13 protein-coding genes are annotated in these 19,502 nt (G+C 66.7%); 5 read left to right on the top strand and 8 right to left on the bottom strand.

The window, feature by feature from the left end:
- Positions 1-73 precede the first annotated feature (73 nt).
- The 4 genes from AMD30_RS22165 (at position 74) to AMD30_RS22150 (ending at position 9,548) form a co-directional block, all read left to right on the top strand.
- Positions 74-709, top strand: a complete 636-nt coding sequence (locus tag AMD30_RS22165) for a lipase chaperone (protein WP_014925630.1) — start codon at positions 74-76, stop codon at positions 707-709.
- A complete protein-coding gene (locus AMD30_RS22160; protein WP_055477131.1) occupies positions 709-1,662 on the top strand; it encodes a hypothetical protein in 954 nt (317 codons plus the stop codon). The genes AMD30_RS22165 and AMD30_RS22160 overlap by 1 nt, the downstream gene beginning before the upstream one ends.
- A gap of 360 nt (positions 1,663-2,022) precedes the next feature.
- The gene (gene rpoB / locus AMD30_RS22155) at positions 2,023-5,511 is read left to right on the top strand and encodes a DNA-directed RNA polymerase subunit beta (RefSeq protein WP_035718262.1); all 3,489 of its coding nucleotides are present in this window, start codon (positions 2,023-2,025) and stop codon (positions 5,509-5,511) included.
- A gap of 80 nt (positions 5,512-5,591) precedes the next feature.
- Positions 5,592-9,548 (top strand): DNA-directed RNA polymerase subunit beta', encoded by a 3,957-nt coding sequence (locus AMD30_RS22150; protein WP_010844665.1) that lies wholly within the window; start codon positions 5,592-5,594, stop codon positions 9,546-9,548.
- A 66-nt stretch (positions 9,549-9,614) separates the two neighbouring features.
- On the opposite strand, the gene AMD30_RS22145 is transcribed toward AMD30_RS22150, so the two are convergent.
- From AMD30_RS22145 to AMD30_RS22125, 5 genes are all read right to left on the bottom strand, one after another.
- A complete protein-coding gene (locus AMD30_RS22145) occupies positions 9,615-10,610 on the bottom strand; it encodes an alpha/beta hydrolase (protein WP_055477130.1) in 996 nt (331 codons plus the stop codon).
- A gap of 92 nt (positions 10,611-10,702) precedes the next feature.
- Positions 10,703-12,217 carry an acyl-CoA synthetase gene (locus tag AMD30_RS22140; protein WP_055477134.1) on the bottom strand — a complete coding sequence of 505 codons (1,515 nt, stop codon included), beginning with the start codon at positions 12,215-12,217 and terminating at the stop codon, positions 10,703-10,705.
- A 34-nt stretch (positions 12,218-12,251) separates the two neighbouring features.
- Positions 12,252-13,088 carry an SDR family oxidoreductase gene (locus tag AMD30_RS22135; protein ID WP_055477129.1) on the bottom strand — a complete coding sequence of 279 codons (837 nt, stop codon included), beginning with the start codon at positions 13,086-13,088 and terminating at the stop codon, positions 12,252-12,254.
- A gap of 59 nt (positions 13,089-13,147) precedes the next feature.
- Positions 13,148-13,945: a maleylpyruvate isomerase N-terminal domain-containing protein gene (locus AMD30_RS22130; RefSeq protein ID WP_055477128.1), complete on the bottom strand. Its 798-nt coding sequence runs from the start codon at positions 13,943-13,945 to the stop codon at positions 13,148-13,150.
- 54 nt (positions 13,946-13,999) lie between these two features.
- Positions 14,000-15,454: an aldehyde dehydrogenase gene (locus AMD30_RS22125; protein ID WP_055477127.1), complete on the bottom strand. Its 1,455-nt coding sequence runs from the start codon at positions 15,452-15,454 to the stop codon at positions 14,000-14,002.
- A 117-nt stretch (positions 15,455-15,571) separates the two neighbouring features.
- On the opposite strand from AMD30_RS22125, the gene AMD30_RS22120 reads away from it, so the two are divergent.
- Positions 15,572-16,684: an AraC family transcriptional regulator gene (locus AMD30_RS22120; RefSeq protein WP_055477126.1), complete on the top strand. Its 1,113-nt coding sequence runs from the start codon at positions 15,572-15,574 to the stop codon at positions 16,682-16,684.
- Here AMD30_RS22120 and glsA read toward each other — a convergent pair.
- From glsA to AMD30_RS22105, 3 genes are all read right to left on the bottom strand, one after another.
- A complete protein-coding gene (gene glsA, locus AMD30_RS22115; RefSeq protein ID WP_055477125.1) occupies positions 16,591-17,856 on the bottom strand; it encodes a glutaminase A in 1,266 nt (421 codons plus the stop codon). The two genes, AMD30_RS22120 and glsA, sit on opposite strands and share 94 nt — an antisense overlap.
- Positions 17,857-17,933: 77 nt before the next feature.
- Complete coding sequence (locus AMD30_RS22110; protein ID WP_055477124.1) at positions 17,934-18,305, bottom strand: glyoxalase superfamily protein; 372 nt, start codon at positions 18,303-18,305, stop codon at positions 17,934-17,936.
- 61 nt (positions 18,306-18,366) lie between these two features.
- Positions 18,367-19,242 (bottom strand): endonuclease domain-containing protein, encoded by an 876-nt coding sequence (locus AMD30_RS22105; RefSeq protein WP_055477123.1) that lies wholly within the window; start codon positions 19,240-19,242, stop codon positions 18,367-18,369.
- Positions 19,243-19,502: the final 260 nt, after the last annotated feature.

Below are 19,502 nucleotides of genomic sequence, written 5' to 3'. Positions count from 1 at the left end.
TCGCGATCAGGCCGCATGGTCTGGCTCGTGGCCTTGGCTTGCGCTCAGGAGCGATATATACAGTGTGTTCCCGATGACTGGCACCCCAGAACCGACAGAGAAGAAGCCCAGCGGCATCCGCCCCGCCGTGCGCCGGGCGGCGAAGTACGCGCCGGTTGCACTGGCCGCAGTGGCGGTCGTGGTCGGCGTGGTGCTCGTGGCCGTGTTCGGTGTACGCGCCTACAACGTCTACTTCGACGAGTACCCCGCACAGGAGACCCGTGACGCCGCGACGCAGGCGGCCGAGCAGGCCGTCCTCAACATCACGACGATCGACCCGGCCGATCTCGACGGCTTCCGGGAACGTGCCGAGGCCTCGCTGACCGGCAAGGCCAAGACCGAGGTGCTCGGCGGCAAGGACGGCAGCGTCCTCGACATGCTCGGGACGGCCGGTCCCAACACCGCCAAATTGAGCGCGCGACTGCTGCGCAGCGCACCGAGCGAGGTCGACGCCGACGAGGACAAGGCCAAGGTGCTGGTCTATGTCGTGACGACACTCGAACGTCCCGGCCAGCCCGGCATCGACGAGACGCGCGGCTTCGACGTCAGCATGACCAAGGACGGCGACGCCTGGAAGGCCGAGAACATCCTCGGACTCGAGGGCATCGCCTACACCGACGCCGGCGGTGCGCCCGCCCCCGCGGCCCCGGCTCCGGAGGGGGGCAACTGATGGCCACCGATCGCCCGAAGAAGAAGCCCACCCCGAAGCGCCGTCCGACCCCGAAGGTCGCCGGCAGGACCTCGTTGCCCCCTGAGGTGCGAGGAGCGAAAGCGGAAGCCCCTCTGCCCCCTGAGGTGCGAGGAGCGAAAGCCGCCGGGCTGAGCGAGCGCAGCGAGTCGAAGTCGACGAGCCTCGAAGGGCCTGGCGACGAGCCTCGCGACGCAACCACGGCCAACGCAGAGTCGGCCGAGCCCGAGACCCCCACCAATCTCGACCCCACCAATCCCGACCCCACCAATCCCGACCTCACCAAGCCCAAGGCCAAGCCCGTCGCGCGGGTCTCGACCCTGCGTCGTGGCGACTCCCCGGCATCGGGGACCCCGACCACGGGCACGACCGACGGGCCGGCGGGACGGCGTCCCGGCAAGCGGTCTGGCCGGCGGGGGAGCGGTGCGCGCAACTTCCTCGGCATCCGCACCGGAGTGCTCGCCGCGGTCGCGGCCGGGCTGTTCGTCGTCGCGGCGATCCTGGCGTTTCATCCCGGTGCCGAGATCGGCCCCAACAAAGCGTTCGTGGACCAGGAGTCGACGGCGCAGCTGACCTCGCAGGCCCAGGAGCGGATCTGCGCGGTGTTCGGGTACGACCACACCGAACTCGACGAGTGGCAGAAGCGTGCCCAGGACGCCCTCACCGGTCAGGCGCGTACCGAGTTCGACGAGACCCTGAAGGCGCAGCGTGAGCTGATCACGCAGACCAAGACGGGTGCGGAGTGTCGTGTCGACGCGATCGGCGTCCGGGACCTCAGCGGAGCCGACGACGGCGCGACGGCGACCGTCATCGCGAACCTCGTCGTGAGCGAGACCCAGAACAGCATGGCCACCAACAGCGGTGCGCCGCGCGCACAGTTCGCGATGGTGCGTGAGGGTGATCAGTGGCGGATTCGGGCTGTCGAGCCCTTCTGATCGGCCTCTCGCGCACGCAGATCACCAGGTCGGCAGCGGTGGCAAAACCCAACTTCACGAATTTCGCGCGTAGCGCTTGACGTGGAGGCGATGTCGGGCCACGCTGTGACCAGCGATCGACGTGCAGGCAGCCACCCGCGCGAAATCGTTTCCAGACGGCTTGACAAAGTGCGTCTATTTTCTGCTACAGTTGGACGTTGCGCTGGCTGCCTCCTGTCCATCTATCGATCCTTCTTCGGCCACTCCTTAGACGTGTGTGCTGCGGTGATCGCCGATCCCAGGGTGTCACCAGCGAACGGCCCATCAAGCCACGTACTGCACATCTAGGTTGTGAATAACGTCGTGTTGGAAGGACGCATCTTGGCAGTCAACCGCCAGTCCACCTCAACAATCCCCGGCGCGCCGCATCGCGCGTCGTTTGCAAAGATCAGCGAGCCGCTGGAGGTCCCCGGCCTCCTCGACCTCCAACTCGATTCATTCGAATGGCTCGTCGGTTCGCCGGAGTGGCGCGCCAAGGCGATCGCCCGCGGTGACGAGAACCCGACCGGCGGGCTCGAGGACATCCTCCACGAGCTGTCCCCGATCGAGGACTTCTCCGGTTCCATGTCCCTGTCGTTCTCCGAGCCGCACTTCGACGAGGTCAAGGCCTCCGTCGAGGAGTGCAAGGACAAGGACATGACCTACGCGGCGCCGTTGTTCGTCACCGCGGAGTTCATCAACAACAACACCGGCGAGATCAAGTCGCAGACCGTCTTCATGGGCGACTTCCCGATCATGACCGAAAAGGGCAGCTTCATCATCAACGGCACCGAGCGTGTCGTGGTGAGCCAGCTGGTCCGTAGCCCGGGCGTGTACTTCGACGCCTCGATCGACAAGACCACCGAGAAGACCCTGCACACCGTCAAGGTGATCCCGGGTCGCGGTGCGTGGCTGGAGTTCGACGTCGACAAGCGTGACACCGTCGGTGTGCGTATCGACCGCAAGCGCCGTCAGCCGGTCACCGTGCTGCTCAAGGCGCTGGGCTTCACCGCCGAGGAGATCACTGAGCGTTTCGGTTTCTCCGAGATCATGATGTCGACCCTGGAGAAGGACAACACCGGGAACCAGGACGAGGCGCTGCTCGAGGTCTACCGCAAGCTGCGTCCGGGTGAGCCGCCGACCAAGGAGTCCGCGGAGAACCTCCTGGAGAACCTGTTCTTCAAGGACAAGCGTTACGACCTCGCTCGCGTGGGCCGTTACAAGGTCAACAAGAAGCTGGGCCTGACCGGCAACCCGATGGTGGGTGAGTCGACGCTGACCCGCGAGGACATCATCGCGACCGTCGAGTACCTGGTGCGTCTGCACGAGGCCGACCCGCACACGACCACCTACATGACCGTCCCCGGTGGCGTCGAGGTGCCCGTCGAGGTCGACGACATCGACCACTTCGGCAACCGTCGCCTGCGTACCGTCGGCGAGCTGATCCAGAATCAGATCCGCGTGGGCCTCTCGCGTATGGAGCGTGTCGTGCGTGAGCGCATGACCACCCAGGACGTCGAGGCGATCACCCCGCAGACCCTGATCAACATCCGTCCCGTCGTGGCGGCGATCAAGGAGTTCTTCGGGACCAGCCAGCTGTCGCAGTTCATGGACCAGAACAACCCGCTGTCGGGTCTGACCCACAAGCGTCGTCTGTCGGCGCTGGGCCCGGGTGGTCTGAGCCGTGAGCGCGCCGGCCTCGAGGTGCGCGACGTGCACCCGTCGCACTACGGCCGCATGTGTCCGATCGAGACCCCTGAGGGTCCGAACATCGGTCTGATCGGTTCGCTGTCGGTGTACGCGCGGGTCAACCCGTTCGGCTTCATCGAGACGCCGTACCGCAAGGTCGTCGACGGTGTGGTCACCGACGAGATCGAGTACATGACCGCCGACGAGGAGGACCGCTTCCTCATCGGGCAGGCGAACACCAACTTCGACGGCAACGGCCGCATCACCGACGAGCGTGTCCTGGTGCGCAAGAAGGGCTCCGAGGTCGAGTTCGTCGGCGCGACCGACGTCGAGTACCTCGACGTCTCGCCGCGTCAGATGGTGTCCGTCGCGACCGCGATGATCCCGTTCCTCGAGCACGACGACGCCAACCGCGCCCTGATGGGTGCGAACATGCAGCGTCAGGCCGTGCCGCTGGTGCGCAACGAGTCGCCGCTGGTCGGCACCGGCATGGAGCTGCGTGCCGCCGTCGACGCCGGTGACGTCATCGTGTCGGGCAAGACCGGTGTGGTGGAAGAGGTCTCGGCCGACTACATCACCGTCATGTCCGACGACGGCACCCGCGACACCTACCGGATGCGCAAATTCGCGCGTTCCAACCACGGCACGTGTGCCAACCAGCGTCCGATCGTGGACGAGGGTCAGCGCGTGGAGTCCGGCCAGGTTCTCGCCGACGGCCCCTGCACCGAGAACGGTGAGATGGCGCTCGGCAAGAACCTGCTCGTGGCGATCATGCCGTGGGAGGGTCACAACTACGAGGACGCGATCATCCTGAGCCAGCGTCTCGTCGAAGAGGACGTGCTCACCTCGATCCACATCGAGGAGCACGAGATCGACGCCCGCGACACCAAGCTCGGTGCCGAGGAGATCACCCGGGACATCCCGAACGTCTCCGACGAGGTGCTCGCCGATCTCGACGAGCGCGGCATCGTGCGTATCGGTGCCGAGGTCCGCGACGGCGACATCCTGGTCGGCAAGGTCACCCCGAAGGGCGAGACCGAGCTGACCCCGGAAGAGCGTCTGCTGCGCGCGATCTTCGGTGAGAAGGCCCGTGAGGTCCGCGACACCTCGCTGAAGGTGCCGCACGGCGAGACCGGCAAGGTCATCGGCGTGCGCGTGTTCAGCCGCGAGGACGACGACGACCTGGCTCCCGGCGTCAACGAGCTGGTCCGCGTGTACGTGGCCCAGAAGCGCAAGATCCAGGACGGCGACAAGCTCGCCGGTCGTCACGGCAACAAGGGCGTCATCGGCAAGATCCTCCCGCAGGAGGACATGCCGTTCCTGCCCGACGGAACCCCGGTCGACATCATCCTGAACACCCACGGTGTGCCGCGTCGTATGAACATCGGTCAGATCCTGGAGACCCACCTCGGGTGGGTCGCCAAGGCCGGCTGGAACATCAACGTCGCGGAGGGTGTGCCGGAGTGGGCTTCGAGGCTGCCCGAGGACATGTACTCGGCCGAGCCCGACACCAACACCGCCACCCCGGTGTTCGACGGCGCTCGCGAGGAGGAGCTGACCGGACTGCTGTCCTCGACGCTGCCGAACCGCGACGGCGAGGTGATGGTCAACGGCGACGGCAAGGCGACGCTGTTCGACGGTCGTTCCGGCGAGCCGTTCCCGTACCCGGTGTCGGTCGGCTACATGTACATCATCAAGCTGCACCACCTGGTCGACGACAAGATCCACGCTCGCTCGACCGGTCCGTACTCGATGATCACCCAGCAGCCGCTCGGTGGTAAGGCGCAGTTCGGTGGTCAGCGTTTCGGTGAGATGGAGTGTTGGGCCATGCAGGCCTACGGCGCGGCGTACACGCTGCAGGAGCTGCTGACCATCAAGTCGGACGACGTGGTGGGCCGCGTGAAGGTCTACGAGGCGATCGTCAAGGGCGAGAACATCCCGGAGCCGGGTATCCCCGAGTCGTTCAAGGTGCTGCTGAAGGAGCTTCAGTCGCTGTGCCTGAACGTCGAGGTGCTGAGCTCCGACGGTGCGGCCATCGAGATGCACGACACCGACGACGAGGACCTGGAGCGCGCCGCTGCCAACCTCGGCATCAACCTGTCGCGCAACGAGTCGGCCACCGTCGACGATCTCGCCAACTGACCCTCACCACCTCGGGCCGGGCGCCGGATTCACTCCCGGCGCCCGCGCCCACTGACAACAGAGCTCTGGAAAGGTAACAAGTGCTCGACGTCAACTTTTTCGACGAACTGAAGATCGGTCTGGCGACAGCCGACGACATCCACAACTGGTCATACGGTGAGGTCAAGAAGCCGGAGACGATCAACTACCGCACGCTCAAGCCCGAGAAGGACGGCCTGTTCTGCGAGAAGATCTTCGGCCCCACCCGGGACTGGGAGTGCTACTGCGGTAAGTACAAGCGCGTCCGCTTCAAGGGCATCATCTGCGAGCGCTGCGGCGTCGAGGTGACCAAGGCCAAGGTGCGCCGTGAGCGCATGGGCCACATCGAGCTGGCCGCACCGGTCACGCACATCTGGTACTTCAAGGGTGTGCCGAGCCGGCTGGGCTACCTGCTCGACCTGGCGCCGAAGGATCTCGAGAAGATCATCTACTTCGCCGCCTACGTCATCACCGCGGTCGACGACGAGCTCCGCCACAACGAGCTCTCGACGCTCGAAGCGGAGATGGAGGTCGAGAAGAAGGCTGTCGCCGACCAGCGCGACGCCGACCTGAACGAGCGTCAGCAGAAGCTCGAGCAGGATCTCGCCGAGCTGGAGGCCGAGGGCGCCAAGGCCGACGTGCGCCGCAAGGTGCGCGACGGTGCCGAGCGCGAGATGCGTCGTATGCGCGACGCCGCGCAGCGCGAGCTCGACGGTCTCGAGGAGATCTGGGACAAGTTCGTCAAGCTCTCGCTGGGCGACCTGATCATCGACGAGAAGCTCTACCGTCAGCTCGAAGAGCGCTACGGCGAGTACTTCCAGGGTTCGATGGGTGCCGAGGCGATCAAGAAGCTCCTCGAGACCTTCGACATCGACGCCGAGGCCGAGTCGCTGCGCGAGACCATCCGTAGCGGCAAGGGCCAGAAGAAGCTGCGTGCGCTCAAGCGACTCAAGGTCGTCGCGGCGTTCCAGCAGTCGGGCAACTCGCCGCTGGGCATGGTCCTCGACGCCGTGCCGGTGATCCCGCCGGAGCTGCGCCCGATGGTGCAGCTCGACGGTGGCCGCTTCGCGACCTCTGACCTCAACGACCTGTACCGCCGCGTGATCAACCGCAACAACCGCCTCAAGCGACTGATCGATCTGGGTGCTCCCGAGATCATCGTCAACAACGAGAAGCGGATGCTGCAGGAGTCGGTCGACGCACTCTTCGACAACGGTCGTCGCGGCCGTCCGGTCACCGGACCGGGCAACCGCCCGCTGAAGTCGCTGAGCGATCTGCTCAAGGGCAAGCAGGGTCGTTTCCGTCAGAACCTGCTCGGCAAGCGCGTCGACTACTCGGGCCGTTCGGTCATCGTCGTCGGTCCGCAGCTCAAGCTGCACCAGTGTGGTCTGCCGAAGCTGATGGCTCTCGAGCTGTTCAAGCCGTTCGTGATGAAGCGTCTGGTCGACCTGAATCAGGCGCAGAACATCAAGTCGGCCAAGCGCATGGTCGAGCGTCAGCGTCCCGCGGTGTGGGACGTCCTCGAAGAGGTCATCTCCGAGCACCCGGTGCTGCTGAACCGTGCACCGACGCTGCACCGCCTCGGCATCCAGGCCTTCGAGCCGCAGCTGGTGGAGGGCAAGGCCATTCAGCTCCACCCGCTGGTGTGTGAGGCCTTCAACGCCGACTTCGACGGTGACCAGATGGCCGTGCACCTCCCGCTGTCGGCGGAGGCGCAGGCCGAGGCACGCATCCTGATGCTGTCGTCGAACAACATCCTGTCGCCGGCGTCGGGCCGCCCGCTCGCCATGCCGCGTCTGGACATGGTGACCGGTCTGTACTACCTGACCACCCTCCAGGAGGGTGCGATCGGCGAGTACACCCCGGCCACGGGCGACGACGTCGAGCGCGGCGTCTACTCGAACCCGTCGGAGGCCATCATGGCCGTCGATCGTGGTGCACTCACCGTGCGTTCGCGGATCAAGGTGCGTCTGACCGATCAGCGTCCGCCGGCCGAGATCGAGGCCGAGCAGTTCCCGGACGGCTGGAAGTACGGTCAGGCGTGGGACATCGAGACCACGCTGGGTCGTGTGCTGTTCAACGAGCTGCTGCCGATCCAGTACCCGTTCGTCAACGAGCAGATGCCGAAGAAGCGTCAGGCCGTGATCATCAACGATCTCGCCGAGCGCTACCCGATGATCGTGGTCGCCCAGACCGTTGACAAGCTGAAGGACGTCGGCTTCTACTGGGCCACCCGTTCGGGCGTCACCATCTCGATGGCCGACGTGCTCGTGCCGCCGCAGAAGGCCGAGATCCTCGACAAGTACGAGGAGCGGGCCGACGGTCTGGAGCGCAAGTTCCAGCGCGGTGCCCTCACCCCGGATGAGCGTCGTGACTCGCTGGTCGAGATCTGGAAGCAGGCGACCGAAGAGGTCGGTGCGGCCATGGAGGCGCACTACCCGGACGACAACCCGATCCCGATGATCGTGAAGTCGGGTGCCGCGGGCAACATGACCCAGATCCGCTCGCTCGCGGGCATGAAGGGTCTGGTGACCAACCCGAAGGGTGAGTTCATCCCGCGTCCGATCAAGTCCTCGTTCCGCGAGGGCCTGACCGTCGCCGAGTACTTCATCAACACGCACGGCGCCCGTAAGGGTCTGGCCGACACCGCGCTTCGTACCGCCGACTCGGGTTACCTGACCCGCCGTCTGGTGGACGTGTCGCAGGACGTCATCGTGCGTGAGACCGACTGTGGCACCGAGCGTGGCATCACCACGACCATCGCCGAGAAGCAGGCCGACGGCTCGCTCATCCGCGACGCACATGTCGAGACCTCGACCTACGCCCGCACGCTGGCGCAGGACGCGGTCGACGCCGACGGCAACGTCATCGTCGAGCGCGGTCACGACCTGGGCGACCCGGCCATCGAGGCACTGCTGGCCGCCGGCATCACGCATGTCAAGGTCCGTTCGGTCCTGACCTGTGGGACCGGCACCGGTGTGTGTGCGATGTGCTACGGCCGTTCGATGGCCACCGGCAAGCTCGTCGACATCGGCGAGGCCGTCGGTATCATCGCGGCCCAGTCGATCGGTGAGCCCGGTACCCAGCTGACGATGCGTACGTTCCACCAGGGTGGCGTCGGTGACGACATCACCGGTGGTCTGCCGCGTGTCCAGGAGCTCTTCGAGGCCCGCGTCCCCAAGGGCGTCGCGCCGATCGCGGAGGTCTCGGGCCGGGTGCGCCTCGAGGACGACGACCGCTTCTACAAGATCACCCTCATCCCGGACGATGGTTCGGAAGAGGTCGTCATCGACAAGATCTCGAAGCGTCAGCGTCTGCGCGTGTTCAAGCACGACGACGGTTCCGAGCGGCTCCTCGCCGACGGCGACCACGTCGAGGTCGGCCAGCAGCTCATGGAGGGCTCGGCCAACCCGCACGAGGTGCTGCGCGTCATGGGTCCCCGTCAGGTGCAGATCCACCTGGTCAACGAGGTCCAGGAGGTCTACCGCAGCCAGGGTGTGTCGATCCACGACAAGCACATCGAGACCATCGTGCGTCAGATGCTGCGTCGCGTGACGATCATCGACCACGGTTCGACCGAGTTCCTGCCCGGTTCGCTCGTCGAGCGCGCCGAGTTCGAGGCGGCCAACCGTCAGGTCGTGACCGAGGGCGGCGAGCCCGCAGCCGGACGTCCGGTGCTGATGGGTATCACCAAGGCCTCGCTGGCGACCGAGTCGTGGCTGTCGGCGGCGTCGTTCCAGGAGACCACGCGTGTCCTGACCGACGCGGCGATCAACAGCCGCAGCGACAAGCTGATCGGTCTGAAGGAGAACGTGATCATCGGTAAGTTGATCCCGGCCGGTACCGGTATCAACCGATACCGCAACATCCAGGTTCAGCCGACCGAGGAGGCGCGTGCCGCGGCATACGCGGTGCCGTCGTACGACGACACCTACTACAGCCCGGACGGCACCTTCGGTGCTCCGGCCGGCGCTGCGGTGCCGCTGGACGACTACGGGTTCTCCAACGACTACCGGTAGTCACTGACCCGAACACGACGCGGCCCCCGCACTCATCGCGAGTGCGGGGGCCGTTTCGCGTTTTGCTCAGCCCACGGGCAGTGTGGTGACGGTGCGGGTGTCGAGCAGATGGTCGTAGTAGCGGCCGCCGGGGTAGTAGGTCGCGGTGACGGTATCGGCCACCATGTCCGACGACCAGCCGGTGGCCAGCGTGCGGAGGACCCGGCCGTTGCGGGGACGCGGGACGGCCAGTTCGGACAGTTCGCCGATCAGGTCGGTCGACTCGCCTTCGGCGTCGATGTGGATGCCGGTGACCAGTCGCGAGCCGAGGAACGCCTGCCGCGTCGTCCGTTGCAGGACGGACACACCCTGGCCGAAGTTGTTGGACACCGAGGGCTGCGACGCGATGACCCGGATCGGCAGCCGATTGGCGCCGAGAGTCTCTGCGGCAGCGGTGAAGCGACCGCCGAAGAACGAGTTGACCGGATCGAACAACATGAGTCCGGCCAGCCGCCGGTAGGCGACCGGGTCGGCTCGGCGGAGTGCGTCGGCCGCCACGACGACGAACTCACCGCCGGCCGAATGCCCCGAGAAGACCATCCGGTAGGGCATGGTCACGTCGGTCCGTCCGGCGGCGTCTCGTGCACGCAGCAGGCTCGCCGCGAGCGGACTGTCGAGTTCCTGTCCCGAACCGAACACCCCGCCGATCGTGCGGGCGAAAGCCGCGTTGTCGGCGATGTTGTAGGCGACGGCGCACCCGCCGAGGTTGACCGAGTCCAGCGTCGGGCTCACGACGAGGAAGCCGGCGTTGGCGTACGCGCGGGCGACGATGTCGAGGTTGGCCGCGGTCCGGGAGAAGCCGTGCTGGAGCCAGACGACCGCAGCGGGCTGACCGGGTGGGAAGTACCAGCGGGCCGCGACCCGGACGGGCTTACCCGCACATTCGGTGGCGATCGACGACGACACGACCACTTCTGGACGGGCGGCCGGCGCGGCGGATGCGCTCGGGGGAGTTGCTCCGACCAACACGATCATGGCCGCGAGCGTCGCGATCAAGGGCCAGCGGAGCCATCTCCCGGACATCGGGCCAGTCTATGGCCGGCCCGAAGGCACGGCGCGGTGTTTTGAGAAGGTGCCGTGTGGTGCGAGGAGCGTGAGCGACGAGCCTCGAAGGGTCAGAGGTTGCGCTTGATCAGTTTCCCGGTCGGCGTGCGCGGCAGGGTGTCTCGGAAGATCACCTCGCGCGGCAACTTGAACCGCGCGATCCGCGGTCGCAGGTGTTCCAGCAGCGCGTCGGCGAGGTCGTCGTCCCCGTGCTGCCCCTCGACCGGTTGTACTACCGCTGTCACCCGCTCGCCGAGATCGGGGTCGGGCACCCCGATGACCGCGGCGTCGAGCACCGACGGGTGGGAGAGGAGGGCGTCCTCGATCTCCCGCGGATAGATGTTCACCCCTCCCGAGATGATGAGGAACGAGTCCCGGTCGGTGAGGAAGAGATGACCGTCGTCGTCGACGTAACCGACGTCCCCGGTCGTCGTCCAGGTCGGATAATCGGGATGCTTTGCGGCACGGGTCTTCTCGGGGTCGTTGTGATACTCGAAGGGCAACTGGTCTCGCTCGAAGTAGATCGTGCCGATGGTGCCGGTGGGTACCTCGGCACCCGCGGGGTCACAGACCCGGATGTTCCCCAGCACCGCTCGGCCCACCGTTCCCGGATGTTCCAGCCACTCCGGAGTGTCGACGATGGTGAGGCCGTTGAGTTCCGTGGACGAGTAGTACTCGGAGAGGATCGGGCCCCACCAGTCGATCATGGCCCGTTTGACGTCGACCGGACACGGCGCGGCGGCGTGCACCGCCACCTGCAGGCTCGACATGTCGTACCGGGTGCGCACCTCCTCGGGGAGCCGCAGCATACGCACGAACATCGTCGGCACCCATTGGCTGTAGGTGACGCGATGCTCCTCGATGAGCGCCAGCGCCCGTTCCGCGTCGAACCGCTCCATCACCACCACCGTGCCACCGAGCGCCTGCACCGAGGCGCAGGTCCGAAGTGGCGCGGCGTGATACAGCGGCGCGGGCGACAGGTACACGGTGTCGGGTCCGACGCCCCACACCGATTCGTTCATCGCCGTCATGGTGTCACCGGGGTCGCCGATCTGGCGGTTCGGCAGCTCGGGTTTGATGCCCTTGGGGCGGCCGGTGGTGCCGGACGAATAGAGCATGTCCGCACCCCGCGGCTGATTCGCCGGCGGCTTGGTCGGTTGCTCCGACGCGGCGGAGTCGAGGTCATCGTGGCCCACGATCCGGCCGGAGTAGGCCAACCGTGTCCCGACACCGGGCGTGAGCGGTGTCAGCTCGGCGCCGAGGTCGCCGAGAGCGGCGTCGACGATCAGTGCCTTTGCGCCGCAATCGGTCACGATGTAGGCGCTCTCGGCCGCGGTGAGGTGCCAGTTAACCATGGTCAGGTAGAGGCCTGATCGCATTGCCGCCCAATAGATGTCGAAGACCCGCGCGGTGTTCGTGGCGAGCACCGCGAGGTGGTCGCCCGGGCGCAGGCCGCGGTCGGCGAGGGCCCGGGCCACCTGGATGGACCGGGTCTCCAACTGCGTGAACGTGACCGTCTCCCCGGACTCGGCCATGATGACCGCGGGATCGTGTGGGCGGGTGGAGAGATGGGCTCCGGGGTACATCAACACTCCTCGTGACTGAGTGGGGCGAGTCGATCTAGTACAGGTAGTCCTCGCCGCTGGCACGCACGGTCACATCGGACAGGCTGATGCCCCAGGGCTGATCGATGACGTGCACGACAGCGTCGGCGAGGTCGTCGGGCTTGATCAGCCAGTACTTGATGGAGTCGACGTCGGTGAGTTCGGCGGGCAGGTCGTCGTTCATGAGGGCGGTGACGTGCTCTCCGTACGACGCGGCCCGCTGGCCGACGAGGCCCATGATCGCGGTGTCGTTGACGATCCAGCTCGCGAGATTGGTGCCGGTGATGCCGGTCGGCTTGACGGTGGTGACCTTGATCTTGCCCTTGGCCTCGATGCGCAGTGAGTCCGAGATGGTGGTGACCGCGGCCTTGGTCGCGCTGTACACGCCCGAACCCTCGATGCCGGCGTTGCCGTAGATCGACGAGATGTTGACGACCTGACCACGACCCTGGGCGATCATCTGGTCGTAGACCGCCGAGATGCCGTTGACGACGCCCTTGATGTTGATGTCGATGGCGGCGTGCCACTTCTGCCATGCGCGTGCGTGATCGGCGAAGTAGGCCAGCGGCATGACGCCCGCGTTGTTCACGAGGACGTCGATGGCACCGAACTGCTCGACCGCCGCCGTCGCCGCGGCCGTGACCTGCTCCATGTCGGTGACATCGGCGACCTGTGCCAAGGCCGAGCCGCCGGCCGTGCGGATGCCCTCGACGACGGCGTTGACGTTGTCGGCGTTGACGTCGACCCCGACGACATGCGCGCCGACGGCCGCGGTCTTCTCCGCGATGAGCTTGCCGAAGCCGCTGCCGGCTCCGGTGATGACGATGACCTTGTCCTTCAGGTACTCGGACATGGGTGTACTCCGTTCAGGGTGTGAGATCGATTGCAGGTGAGGATGAGTGGTCGGTGGCGTCAGACGATGTCGATGGCGTCGAGGACGCGGGCGACGTGCTGTCGGTCGCCGTTGACGGTGACCGCGGACCGCCAGGCGCCGCGGGTGGTGCCCCAGCGCAGGAAGTCGGTGGCCGAGGAGGTCGCGACGTCGGACGGCAGGTCGTCGGTCTCGCGCACGGTGACGATCGTGCCGGCGGTGTCCCGGTCGACGACGAACGAGCGATCCGTGGCGCCGGTGAGATGCAGGCCGACCGGTCGTGTGAGGGTGGGATGCAGTGCGGCGCCGTTCATCTGGGGCAACCCGGCGATCATCCAGTCGATGGCCGGATCGATGGCGGCACTGACCGACACCTCGGCGGAATCCAGCGGCCCGAACGGCTGCAGCAGATCGCTGGTGAGGTGCACCAGGTGGTCGAAGGCGACGGCGTCGCTGAGCTGATGCAGCCGGTAGGTGCCCAGGTCGAGCATGTCCAGCGGCTGGTCCCGCAGGTCCTCGCCCTGCAGCGCCGCGAGGGTGGCGAGGCCCGCCTCCGACTGTGAGCGGTAGTAGTCGACGGCCTGCTCCGACGTCCAGTCGGCGCGCTCGCGCACCGCGGCGTCGTTGAGCCGCTCGGACTTCCCGCTCGGATTGTCGGGGAAGACCAGGTCGGGGTCGGCGATGAAGTTGAAGAAGAACCCCATGTGGGTGACGACGTCGTGTACGCGCCACCCATGGCACGCGCTGTCGGCTGTCCAGTCGGCGGGCGTGAGCCGGTCCAGCAGTGAGAGGGTGTCGTTCACCAGCGCCTTGGCAGCGGTGAGCCCGGCATCGGACATGCCGATCGCCTCCTTGAGATATGTTGTGGGAGAAAGGATATGGTGGTGTACTGCTCAGCCCGGCAGGAAGATCGACTTGAGGTTCTGGTAGGCGGCGAGCCCCTCGGGTCCGAGTTCGCGGCCGATGCCGCTGGCCTTGACGCCGCCGAATGGTGAACCCCAGTCGAGGTTGAAGTAGTTGACCCCGAACGACCCTGTCTCGACGCGACGGGCGACGTCGACGCCGCGGTCGGGGTCGGAGGTCCACACCGTTCCGCCCAGGCCGTACGACGAATCGTTGGCCAGAGCGATGGCGTCGTCGACGTCGTCGTAGCGCAGCACGGTCAGCACCGGCCCGAAGACCTCTTCGCGGGCGATGGTGGCCGAGTTGTCCACACCGCCGAAGACGGTGGGCTCGACGAAGAACCCGCGGTCCAGATCGGATGGTCGGCTGCCGCCGGTGGTGACGGTGCCGCCCTCCTCGCGAGCGCTGTTGATCATCGCCAGCACGCGGTCGCGGTGCCGGCCACTGGCGAGCGGACCCACCGCCACGGACTCGTCCATCGGGTCGCCGACCGGCAGTGATGCGCACATCGCACTGATGGCGTCGAGGTACTCGTCATAGCGGCTGCCGGGCACCAGGATTCGGGTGGACATGTAGCAGGTCTGACCGGTGTTGAGCAGCGATGCGGTGGCGAGGCCGCCGACGGTCTGCTCCAGGTCGGCGTCGTCGAGCACCAGGGCGGCGGACTTGCCGCCGAGCTCGAGGGTCACCGGGCGGATGAGTTCGCCACAGACACGGCCGATCTCGCGACCGGCCGGGGTCGAGCCGGTGAACGCGACCTTGTCGACCTGCGGGTGCGACACCAGGTGGCGGCCGATCTCGCTGCCGCCGTTGACGATGTTGAGGACGCCGGCGGGCAGTTCGGCGGCGATGGCCGCCTCGGCGAGGACGTAGGCGTCGAGACTCGTCTCGGGGGAGGGTTTGAGGACCACGGTGCAGCCGGCGGCGAGCGCGGGCGCGATCTTGAACATCGAGAGGATCGCCGGAAAGTTCCACGGCGCGATCGCCCCGACGACGCCGATGGCCTCTCGGCGCACGATCGTCGTCCCGGGCAACGGCTGGCTGGTACGCGTCTCCTCCACCGGGGTCGACTCGACGAGGTCGGCGTAGTAGCGCAGCAACTGAACCGGCGCGGCGCCTTCAGCGAAACGCGACAAGGCGATCGGCATGCCGTTCTCCGCGGTGACCGCGGTGGCCCGATCCTCCGCACGCTTGTCGAGTTCGTCGGCGAACCGGCGCAGATGTGCGGCACGGTCGGCCGGGGACAGGTCGCGCCAGCCCGACGACCGGAAGGCGGTGCGGGCCGCCGCGACGGCGGCGTCAACGTCGGCGGTGGTCGCTTCGGGTACCGCGCCGAACTGCTCTTCGGTCAGCGGCGAGATGACCGGGATCGTCGCCGAGCCGGACGGTGCGCGCCAGCCGCCGTCGATGAAAAAACTCGTGCGAACAGAGTCGATGGTGGTCATCTCGGTACTCCTTGCTGCTGTGTCAGCCGTCGAGCGTCCGGCCGTGTGTGTCCATGATCACTCCTCATTCACGCCGATTTCTTGACATCTCGCGACGTGTATTTGACAGTTGGTGCCATGGCCGACCTGATCTGCGCGTCGTCGCTCAGTCAGCTGCCCGAGCTGATCGAGGAACACGACGGCGACGCCCGCGCGATGCTGGCCCGCGTCGGGGTGGACCCTGCGGTGGTGGGTGCCTACGACCGGTTCGTCCCGTTCACCGCCCTGTCCACGATCATCGGCCTGTGCGCAGCCGAGTTCGGCGTGCTCGACTTCGGTCTGCGTCTCGCGGCACGTCAAGACCCGGACATCCTCGGTCCGGTGGCGATCGCGGCCCGAAACGCCGAGACCGTGGGCGATTCCTTCCGGCAGATCTCCGCCTTCGCGCACGTGTACAGCCCGGCCATCACCGCGCAGATGCACTACGGCGAGCGAGAGGTCGCCTACGAATTCGACACGGTGCTGCAGCGTGTGCCCTACCGCCCGCACGTCGTCGAACTCGCGATGGGTGTCACCCGGTCGACATTCCACATGACACTGGGACACGACTTCCGGGCGAACCGGATCACGCTGGCCCACCCGGCGATGTCCGATCCACGCGTGTACACCGACTATTTCGGCTGCCCCGTGGAGTTCGAGGCGCCGGCCAACCTGGTGGTGTTCCCCCGCGGGGTGATGCAGCAGACGCTGCGCCGGGTCGACGCACTCGCCTATGACGTGGCCATCCGGTTCATGACCGGCCACGACCGGGAGACGGCTTTCGTCGACGCGGTGTCGCAGCTCATCGTGCGGGCACTGCCCGCCGGTGCCGCGACTCTCGACGCGGTGTCGAAACTGCTGATGATGCATCCCCGTGCTGTGCAGCGGGGTCTGGCCGACGCCGGCGCGACCTTCGAGCAGCTCGTCGACGACGCCCGCCGCGAGCTAGCGGTCTCGCTGCTCGCGAATCGCGGTGTCCCGCTGTCGGCGGTGGCACGACAGATCGGGTACTCCGAGCAGAGCACGCTGACCCGCAGTTGCCGACGCTGGTTCGGGTTGCCGCCGCTGGCGAAGCGTCGCGAGCTGACCGCCCCGGGTCAGGACTCGTCCCGAGATCTTCAGGAGTCTTCGGCGGTCGGCGGGTCGTCGCTGTCCGGGGTGTCGTCGCCATCCGAGAAGTCGTCGTCAGCTGAAGCATCGTCCATGAGGTGATCGGGATCCTCGATGCGCAGGTCGTAGTCCTCACCGAGGCGTCGGGCGACCTCGCCGATCAGCCGCCGGGCGGCGTCGTCCATCACCCGCACGTGGGTCAGGTCGAGGACGACGGCGTCGGTGGCGAATCCTTCGCAGGCACGGCTGGCGACGATCTCCGCCCCGGCGAAACGTACATCGCCCTGGAGTTCGACGACGGTCGCGCCGTCCCGTTCGGTCGCCGATCGCAGCGCCGGCCGGCCGGTGGGCGCCACGTGCATCATGTGCAGTTCCATGTCGCGGGACAGTCGTTCGAAGACCGCGACGCCGCGCACGCTGTTGCCCTGGTCGTCGAGCTGCGGCGACCACACCGCGAGCCCCACCTGCCCGGGCAGCACGCCCAGGATCGCGCCGCTGACACCGCTTTTCGCGGGAATGCCCACCCTGGCCATCCAGCTGCCGCTGCCGTCGTACATGCCGCACGTGGCCATGACGGACAGGACGTGTCGGGTGATCCAGCCTTCGAGCAGTCTCTCGTCCTTGCCGGTCGACATCCCGCCGTTGGCGAGTACGGACCCCATGACAGCGAGATCGCGGCAGGAGACCCGGATCGAACACTGGGCGGCGTATCCGTCGACGACGTCATCGGGTTCGCTGTCGAGTTTGCCTGCCGAGCGCAGCAGGTAGGCCAGGGCCGTGTTGTGGTCGTCGGAGGCGAGCTCGGCGCGGTGCACCTCCCGGTCCACTTCGACTCTGCGACCGGCGAGGGTGCTGATGAGATCGATGATCCGGTCGGTCCGGTCGGTCGCGTCGGAGCCGTCGATCATCCCGTGGACGGCGACCGCGCCCGCGTTGATCAGGGCATTGCGCGGTCGTCCGGTCTCCGCCTCGAGTGAGATCTCGTTGAAGGCGTCGCCGGACGGCTCGGTGTCGACCCGTTCGAGCACCGTCTCGAGTCCCCGGTCCCGCAGGGCGAGAGCGTACGCAGGCACCTTGCCGATGGATTGGATGGAGAACTCGTGGTCGGCGTCGCCCGCGGTGTACACGGTGCCGTCGATGGTGGCCAGGGCGATGCCGAACGACGACGGATCCGCCTGTTCGAGTTCGCGATTGCCGGTCGCGACCTCGCCCCCGTCGTCGTCGCGGCAGTCACTCAGGACTTGTTCGAGATAGTCGTCGATGGGGGAGCGCATATCCCACGGTAGCCACCCGGGATTTCGTAGCGACAATGCGCGCTACGTCCGCATTGTCGCTACGAAATCCGTTGGGGTCAGTTCTGGCGGTACGGCATGTACTGCACGGACCAGGAATTGCCATCCGGATCGGCAAAGTACACGAAGTGGCCCCATGCCTGCTCGTCGACCTCGCCGGGGTCGACGCCCGCCGCGAGCAGTTGTTCCCGAGCCTCGTTGATGTCGGTGACGACGATCTGCAGACCCTTCACCGACCCGGGCTCGGCGTCGGTAAGCCCCTTGCCGAAGGCGATGGAGCAGGCGGACCCGGGCGGGGTGATCTGGACGAAGCGGATCTCGTCGGAGACGACGTGGTCATGGTCGACGTTGAAGCCGATCTTCGAGTAGAAGTCCTTCGCGCGGTCGACGTCGCTGATCGGCAGGATGACGAGCTCGAGTGTCCAGTTCACGGTTCCTCCTGGGGTTGTGGTGTGACACAAGACTCTCAAGAGATGCGGACAGATACGGTCCTTATTCGACGATCCCGCGTCGCGGGTCATCTCGACGACGGATGCGATGCCGGTCTTGGCGAGTGACCGCACGGATCTCCTCGAGAACTTGATCCCACCCGTAGAGCACGTCGTCGTACGTCAGTCGCATCGTCATCCACCGGTCGAGCATCGTCATCCGGTCTCGGCGACGGTCGTTGCCGAAGGCCGCCCTGTCCGAGTGGTACGACTCGCCGTCGCATTCGATGAGCAATGACCCCGTTCGCAGGTCAGCTCGCTCGCGGTCACCGATGGACGGTTGCACCTCCACGTCGAAACCGGCGGCGATAAGTCTGAGCCGGACGATCGATTCGGTCCCGGATTGTGAACGCGGATCGCACCGCTCGAACATCGCCGAGACCGACCGGGCGACGCGTCCCATGTCGGCCTGGAGGTCCGGGATGGTCCACTCGGTGGTGCTGAGGATCGAGTCGACGATCGCGATCCACTCCTCGGCCGGTAGGCATCGCGCCGCGCAACCGATCGCCAACGTGATCGGGTCGACTGCCGTTCTCACCGGCAGCGGTTGTCCGAACCCTTGGCACCAGCGGAACGGGCCGCTCGGCCGCGGTGCGTTCTTCTTGTGTTTGCTCCGCCGGACGTGGGTCTCGTTGTGCCCCGACGGTATCCAGATCCCGGGGTGGCCGTGTTTCTGGTGGAAACGCAGGGCGCTGACACAGGACAGCGCACCGCCCGCGGTCACTGCAGCCACGGCCTGCCAATCGGCGTTGGCCGCGCGAACCCACCCGTAACCGAGCGGGGTCAGGGTTTCGGTGCGCCGGGCCTGCTTGATGTCCTCCGCCGTCCAGCCCAGCGCGGTCAGTTCGTTCAGTGTGAAGACGCCACAATCCGAGGTCATGCCTGCTTTGACGCAGCGAACCGGCACCCGGTTTCATCGGGACCGGCCGATGTCCGCGATTTCTCGTCCATCTCACGGGTGGCGGAGGGCAATATGCCCTTCGACGTCGCTCAGCTGGATGAGATTTCTCAGCCCGCCGAGAATCGGACCGCCGCGCGAATCTGGGCCGCGACCCCCACACCGTTTTATAGCCCGAAGCCGCGTGTTCCGCGGCTTCGGGCTATGTACTCGGGCGGGGGTCAGACGGCGTCGCCGCCGTC

The sequence above is a fragment of the Gordonia sp. HS-NH1 genome (assembly GCF_001418765.1).
Taxonomy (GTDB): domain Bacteria; phylum Actinomycetota; class Actinomycetes; order Mycobacteriales; family Mycobacteriaceae; genus Gordonia.
This window is presented reverse-complemented; position numbering and strand designations above follow the sequence as displayed.